This is a genomic window from Streptomyces sp. NRRL B-24572, assembly GCF_002156145.1.
In the GTDB taxonomy this organism is placed as follows: domain Bacteria; phylum Actinomycetota; class Actinomycetes; order Streptomycetales; family Streptomycetaceae; genus Streptomyces; species Streptomyces vietnamensis.
Genome location: NZ_MWIG01000386.1, coordinates 1 through 6,204, shown reverse-complemented (window position 1 = coordinate 6,204; position 6,204 = coordinate 1). Strand labels below are relative to the sequence as shown.

Sequence of the window (6,204 nt, the reverse complement as noted above, 5' to 3'; positions counted from 1 at the left end):
CGGCCTACAGGAGCCGCGCCGTGGACCCGGTGATCATCGTGGGCGCGGCTCCTGTAGGCCGGACGGTCATGGGGGCAGCACATCCGAGTGTGGCACGAGCCCGGTGGTTGATCACAGACCGTATGCAACCCACTGAGGGTGCCCGCGTCAAGCGACGGGGTGGGCGCGGTGCGGCCGACCTGAAGTCGGTGCCGCTCCGGCCCACCCCTGTGGTCCCACGGACCCCTGCGGGGTCAGGCGCCGCTGACGGCCTCCGACTGCGCCTCGGGGGCTCCGGCCTGGGCCGGGATGGTCGCCGAGGGGGACTTCCTGCCCTGCCGCAGCCGCCTCTCCAGGCGGCCCGCGAGGGTGGTGAGGAGGAAGTTGATGGCGATGTAGATGAGCGCGATGACCGTGAGGGTGGCGATCGTGTTGGCGCCGTAGTTGGCCGTGATCTGCCGGTTCTGGCTGAGCAGTTCCGCGAAGCCGAGCAGGGCGCCGCCGAGCGCGGTGTCCTTGACGATGACGACGAGCTGGCTGACCAGCGCGGGCAGCATGACGGCCACGGCCTGCGGCAGCAGGACGTACAGCATGGTCTGGCCCTTGCGCATGCCGAGCGCGACGGCCGCGTCGCCCTGGCCCCGGGGCAGCGAGAGCACGCCGGCCCGGACGACCTCGGCGATGACGGAGGCGTTGTAGAGCACCAGGCCGGTGACGACCGCGTACAGCGGGCGGAAGTCGGAGCTGACGGTCGTGAACTCGCGGTACACGGCGCTCGCGAACATCATCAGGAGCAGGACCGGGATGGCGCGGAAGAACTCCACGACCGCGCCGACCGGCACGCGCACCCAGCGGTGGTCGGAGAGCCGGCCGATGCCGAGGGCCGCGCCGAGCGGCAGGGCGATCACGATGGAGAGAGCGGCGGCCCTGAGGGTCTCGGTGAGGCCGGGCAGCAGGTACGTCGTCCAGACCTCGGAGTCGGTGACGAACGGACTCCACTTGTCCGCGTCCAGCTGGTGCTTCTCGCCCAGGGCTCCCAGCACCCACCAGGCCACCAGGGCGAGGACGGCCAGGAAGACGATCGTGTAGACGACGTTGCGCCGCTTCGCGCGCGGGCCGGGGGTGTCGTACAGGACGGAGCTCATCGCTTCACCGCCAGTCGCTTGGCCGCCCAGCCGAGGATCAGGCCGGTGGGGAGGGTGAGGACGATGAAGCCGAAGGCGAAGATCGCGAAGACGGTGAAGAGCGCGTCGGCCTCGTTCTCCATCATCGTCTTCATGAGGAGCGAGGCCTCGGCGGCGCCGATCGCGGCCGCCACGGTGGTGTTCTTCGTGAGGGCGATCAGGACGTTGGCGAGCGGGGTCACCGCGGCGCGGAAGGCCTGCGGGAGGACCACGAGGCGGAGGACCTGGGTGAAGCTCAGGCCCAGGGCGCGGGCGGCCTCGGCCTGGCCCGGCGGCACGGTGTTGATGCCCGAGCGCAGCGCCTCGCAGACGAAGGTGCCGGTGTAGGCGACGAGACCGAGGACGGCGAGGCGGAAGCCGATGTTCTCGGAGCGGTCCGCGCCGAGCGCGACGCCGAGGGTCTGGTTGAGGCCCAGCAGGCAGGCGACGAGGACGACCGTCAGCGGAGTGTTCCGCACGACGTTCACGTACGCGGTGGCGAAGCCCCGCATCAGCGGGACCGGGCTGACCCGCATCGCGACCAGGGCCGTGCCCCAGATCAGCGAGCCGAGCGCCGAGTAGAGGGCGAGCTGCGCCGTCACCCAGAAGGCGCCGAGCAGGTCGTACTGCCCGGAATCAAGAAAGTCGAACACGATGCCCCGCGCTCTCCCCTGGTGGTCGGTCGGTGTGGAGGCCGCCGCGTGGGCGGCGGCCGGTGCCGGTGTGACGGCCGCCCGTGCGCGGGGCGGCCGTCACCACGGAGGCGCGGGTTACTTCTGGATCGCCGGCGCGGGCTCGTACTGGTAGCCCGAGGGGCCGAAGTTCTTCTTGACGAGCTTCTCCCAGGTGCCGTCGGAGACCATCTTCTCCAGCGCCTTGTTGATCTTGCCGCGCAGCTCGTCGTCGCCCTTCTTCAGGCCGATGCCGTAGTTCTCGTCGCTCATCTTCAGGCCGACGAGCTTGAACTTGCCCTGGAGCTCCTTCTGCGAGGCGTAGCCGGCGAGGATGGAGGCGTCCGTGGTCAGGGCGTCGACGGCCTTGTTCTCCAGGCCGGTGAGGCACTCGGAGTAGCCGCCGAGCTGCTGGAGGTCGGCCTTCGGGGCGAGCTTCTCCTTGACGTTCTGCGCGGAGGTCGAGCCGGTGACCGAGCAGAGCTTCTTGGAGTTGAGGTCCTCGACCTTGGTGATCGACTTGTCGTCGGCGCGGACGAGGAGGTCCTGGTGGGTCAGGAAGTACGGACCCGCGAAGTCGACCTCCTTCTTGCGCTTGTCGTTGATCGAGTAGCTGGCGACGACGAACTTGACGTCACCGTTCTTGATCAGGTTCTCGCGCTCGGCGCTGGGCGCCTGCTTCCAGTTGATCTTGTCCTCGGAGTAGCCGAGCTCCTTGGCCACGTACGTGGCGACGTCGACGTCGAAGCCGGCGTACTTGCCGTCCGGGGTCTTCAGGCCGAGGCCCGGCTGGTCGAACTTGATGCCGATGTTGATCTTGTCGCCGTTGCTGCCGGAGTCGGAGCCGCTGCCACAGGCGGTGGCGGTCAGGGCGAGGACGACGGCGGCCGCGGCGGCGGCGGAGACGCTGCGAAGCTTCATGGAGGAAAGTCCCTTGAGTAGGCGTGAGTTGGGAAGACTAGGTCGTCGGCCAGCTCAGTGGTGAAGGATTTTGGAAAGGAAGTCCTTGGCCCGGTCGCTGCGCGGGTTGCTGAAGAACTCCTCGGGCGAAGCCTGCTCGACGATCTTCCCGTCGGCCATGAAGACCACGCGGTTGGCGGCGGAGCGGGCGAAGCCCATCTCGTGGGTGACGACCACCATCGTCATGCCGTCCCGGGCCAGTTGCTGCATGACCTCCAGGACCTCGTTGATCATCTCCGGGTCGAGGGCCGAGGTCGGCTCGTCGAAGAGCATCACCTTCGGGTCCATCGCGAGGGCGCGGGCGATCGCCACGCGCTGCTGCTGACCACCGGAGAGCTGGGCGGGGTACTTGTCGGCCTGGGTGCCGACCCCGACCCGGTCGAGCAGGGCGCGGGCCTTGGCCTCGGCGGCCTTCTTCTCCGTCTTGCGGACCTTGATCTGACCCAGCATCACGTTCTCGAGCACCGTCTTGTGCGCGAAGAGGTTGAAGGACTGGAAGACCATGCCCACGTCGGACCGCAGTCGGGCGAGCTCCCTGCCCTCCTGCGGCAGCGGCTTGCCGTCGATGGTGATGGTGCCGGAGTCGATGCTCTCCAGCCGGTTGATCGTGCGGCACAGCGTCGACTTGCCGGACCCGGACGGTCCGATGACGACCACGACCTCGCCGCGGGTGATCGTCAGATCGATGTCCTGGAGGACATGCAGCGCGCCGAAGTGCTTGTTGACATCGGACAGTACGACCAGGTCGTCCGCGGCGCGCGGGGTGTCCTCGAGAACCTTGGACACTGACTCTCCGCTCATCGGCCTCTTGCTCCGTCCTCCTCGGTTGGGAGGAGACTAGAGACCCGATGTGATGAGCGTCATCACATCTGAGCGGAAATTGAGGATAACGATACGGCCGCAACCGGACACAGCGTGTGAAGGTGACGCCCCGCGCCGTACCGGGTCCATAACGGAAACGTCGGCGTAACAGGGGGACACTTGACTGTGACACCCATGTTCGGTGTTCATGCCCTGGTGGCACCTGGTACACAGAGAGCCGCCATCGGCAGAACCAAGGACCCGAGAACTTCACGGAGGAGGTACGCATGCGACTGCTGCTCGTCGAGGACGACGACCACGTCGCCGCCGCCCTCTCCGCGATCCTCGCGAGGCACGGCTTCATGGTCACGCACGCCCGCAACGGCGAGGAGGCGCTCCAGGCCGTCCTGCCCACCGCGCAGGGCGAGCGGCCCTCGTACGGGGTGATCCTGCTCGACCTCGGCCTGCCCGACCAGGACGGCTACCAGGTCTGCGGCCGCATCCGGAAGCTCACCACCACCCCGGTGATCATGGTGACCGCGCGCGGAGACGTGCGCTCCCGGATCCACGGGCTCAACCTCGGAGCCGACGACTACGTCGTCAAGCCCTACGACCCCGGCGAGCTCCTCGCCCGCATCCACGCCGTCAGCCGGCGCAGTACGGGGGCCGAGGAGACCGTCGGGGCCGCCGACGGCACCCTGCTGCGGCTCGGCCCCGTCACCGTCGAGCTGCCCACCCGCCGGGTCAGCGTCGACGGCGAGAGCGTCCCGCTGACCCGCAAGGAGTTCGACCTGCTCGCCCTCCTCGCCCAGCGGCCCGGAGTCGTCTTCCGTCGCGAGCAGATCATCAGCGAGGTCTGGCACACCAGCTGGGAGGGGACCGGGCGCACCCTGGAGGTGCACGTCGCCTCCCTGCGCTCCAAGCTGCGGATGCCCGCCCTGATCGAGACCGTGCGCGGCGTCGGCTACCGCCTCGTCGCCCCCGCCGCGTAACCCCCTCCGGACGGCCCCTGACGTGCGCACCCGACTCCTCCCGCTGCTCATCGTGCTGATGGCCGGCGTGCTGCTCGCCCTCGGCTTCCCGCTCGCCGCCAGCCTCGCCGCGTCCGAGCAGCAGCGGGTCGTCGTCGACCGCCTCGACGACGCCGCGCGCTTCGCCGCCCTCGCCCAGTTCGTCAGCGAGAGCAGCCCCGGTACGGACGAGCGGCAGACCACCCTCGGCGGCGAACTCGCCAGTTACCACGACGTGTACGACATCCGCGCCGGGGTCTTCTACCGCGACAACCGCTCCATGGCCGCCGCCCCCGAGGACTGGGTCGTCCCGTACGACGGGGAGGGCAGGCGCGCCTTCAACGAGGCGCTCCTCGGGCGCCGCAGCCACGATCCGCCGCAGGTCTGGCCCTGGCAGCGGGACGCCCGGCTCGCCATCGCCTCGCCCGTCGTCCGCGACGGGGACGTCGTCGCCGTCGTCGTCACCGACTCGCCCACCGGACAGCTCCGCTCCCGCATCCTGCGCGGCTGGCTGCTGATCTTCGCCGGCGAGGCCGCCGCGATGCTCCTCGCCGTCGGCGCCGCCTTCCGGCTCACCGGCTGGGTCCTCCGCCCGGTCCGCGTCCTCGACGCTGTCACCCACGACATCGCCACCGGACGGATGAACTCCCGCGTCGCCGCCACCGGCGGACCGCCCGAACTGCGGCGCCTCGCCCGCTCCTTCAACGAGATGGCCGACAACGTCGAGGACGCGCTCGAACAGCAGCGGGCCTTCGTCGCCGACGCCTCCCACCAGCTGCGCAACCCGCTGGCCGCGCTGCTCCTGCGGATCGAGCTGCTCGCCCTGGAGCTCCCCGAGGGCAACGAGGAGATCGCCTCCGTACGGACCGAGGGCAAGCGCCTCGCGCAGGTCCTCGACGACCTCCTCGACCTGGCGCTCGCCGAGCACGTGGCGGCCGAGCCGAGCCTCACCGACGTGGGCGCGCTCACCGCCGAGCGGGTCGCCTCCTGGCGGCCGGTCGCCGAGGACAAGGGCGTCGACCTGGCCGGGGAGTGCGGGGCGGTCACCGCCTGGGCGGACCCGGTGGCCCTCTCCAGCGCCCTCGACGCCGTGATCGACAACGCGCTGAAGTTCACCCCCGCCGGAGAGTCGGTCACGGTCACCGTCGTCCCGGACCGGGCGGCCGTCGCCGTCGTCGTCGCCGACCACGGGCCCGGCCTCACCGAGGAGGAGCTCGTCCGCGTCGGCGACCGCTTCTGGCGCTCCGGCCGGCACCAGAACGTCAAGGGCTCGGGCCTCGGCCTCTCCATCGCGCGCGTCCTGCTGACGGCGGGCGGCGGAGACATCACCTTCGCCCCGAACGAGCCGCACGGGCTCCGGGTGACGGTCACGGTGCCGCGACACGCGCCGGAGGGGCAGGACACCCCCTAGGTGTATTGATCACGAGCGTTGTTGACACTGGTTTGGTCTTGAACATGGCGAAGACCTCCGGTGTGGTGGGAGCTGTCTAGGAACTCACCGCACGGAGGTCTTCGTGCCCCACCGTAATGCCCGGCTGACCGTCTTCGGTAGGAGACTGCTGGTCGAACGTGTCTGCTCAGGCCGTCCGGTCGCTCATGTGGCGGCCGAGATGGGGATCT

6 protein-coding genes and 1 pseudogene are annotated in these 6,204 nt (G+C 69.7%); 3 read left to right on the top strand and 4 right to left on the bottom strand.

The genetic code is table 11. From position 1 onward, the window contains the following. Positions 1–233: 233 nt before the first annotated feature. From CCN56_RS22850 to CCN56_RS22835, 4 genes are all read right to left on the bottom strand, one after another. Positions 234–1,124 (bottom strand): amino acid ABC transporter permease, encoded by an 891-nt coding sequence (locus CCN56_RS22850; RefSeq protein WP_086829541.1) that lies wholly within the window; start codon positions 1,122–1,124, stop codon positions 234–236. Continuing rightward, positions 1,121–1,795 carry an amino acid ABC transporter permease gene (locus CCN56_RS22845; RefSeq protein ID WP_086829539.1) on the bottom strand — a complete coding sequence of 225 codons (675 nt, stop codon included), beginning with the start codon at positions 1,793–1,795 and terminating at the stop codon, positions 1,121–1,123. The genes CCN56_RS22850 and CCN56_RS22845 overlap by 4 nt, the downstream gene beginning before the upstream one ends. Before the next feature lie 117 nt (positions 1,796–1,912). After that, entirely contained in the window at positions 1,913–2,734 is an 822-nt protein-coding gene (locus tag CCN56_RS22840; RefSeq protein ID WP_086829537.1) for a glutamate ABC transporter substrate-binding protein, read from the bottom strand. A gap of 54 nt (positions 2,735–2,788) precedes the next feature. Next, entirely contained in the window at positions 2,789–3,574 is a 786-nt protein-coding gene (locus CCN56_RS22835) for an amino acid ABC transporter ATP-binding protein (protein ID WP_086829535.1), read from the bottom strand. A gap of 287 nt (positions 3,575–3,861) precedes the next feature. Here CCN56_RS22835 and CCN56_RS22830 point away from each other — a divergent pair, with 287 nt between their 5' ends. The 3 genes and pseudogenes from CCN56_RS22830 to CCN56_RS22820 form a co-directional block, all read left to right on the top strand. Then, positions 3,862–4,566 (top strand): response regulator transcription factor, encoded by a 705-nt coding sequence (locus CCN56_RS22830; protein ID WP_086829533.1) that lies wholly within the window; start codon positions 3,862–3,864, stop codon positions 4,564–4,566. A gap of 22 nt (positions 4,567–4,588) precedes the next feature. Next, positions 4,589–5,995 carry a HAMP domain-containing sensor histidine kinase gene (locus CCN56_RS22825; RefSeq protein ID WP_086829531.1) on the top strand — a complete coding sequence of 469 codons (1,407 nt, stop codon included), beginning with the start codon at positions 4,589–4,591 and terminating at the stop codon, positions 5,993–5,995. Positions 5,996–6,098: 103 nt separating this feature from the next. Next, positions 6,099–6,204, top strand: a pseudogene (locus CCN56_RS22820) (leucine zipper domain-containing protein); the annotation flags it as partial.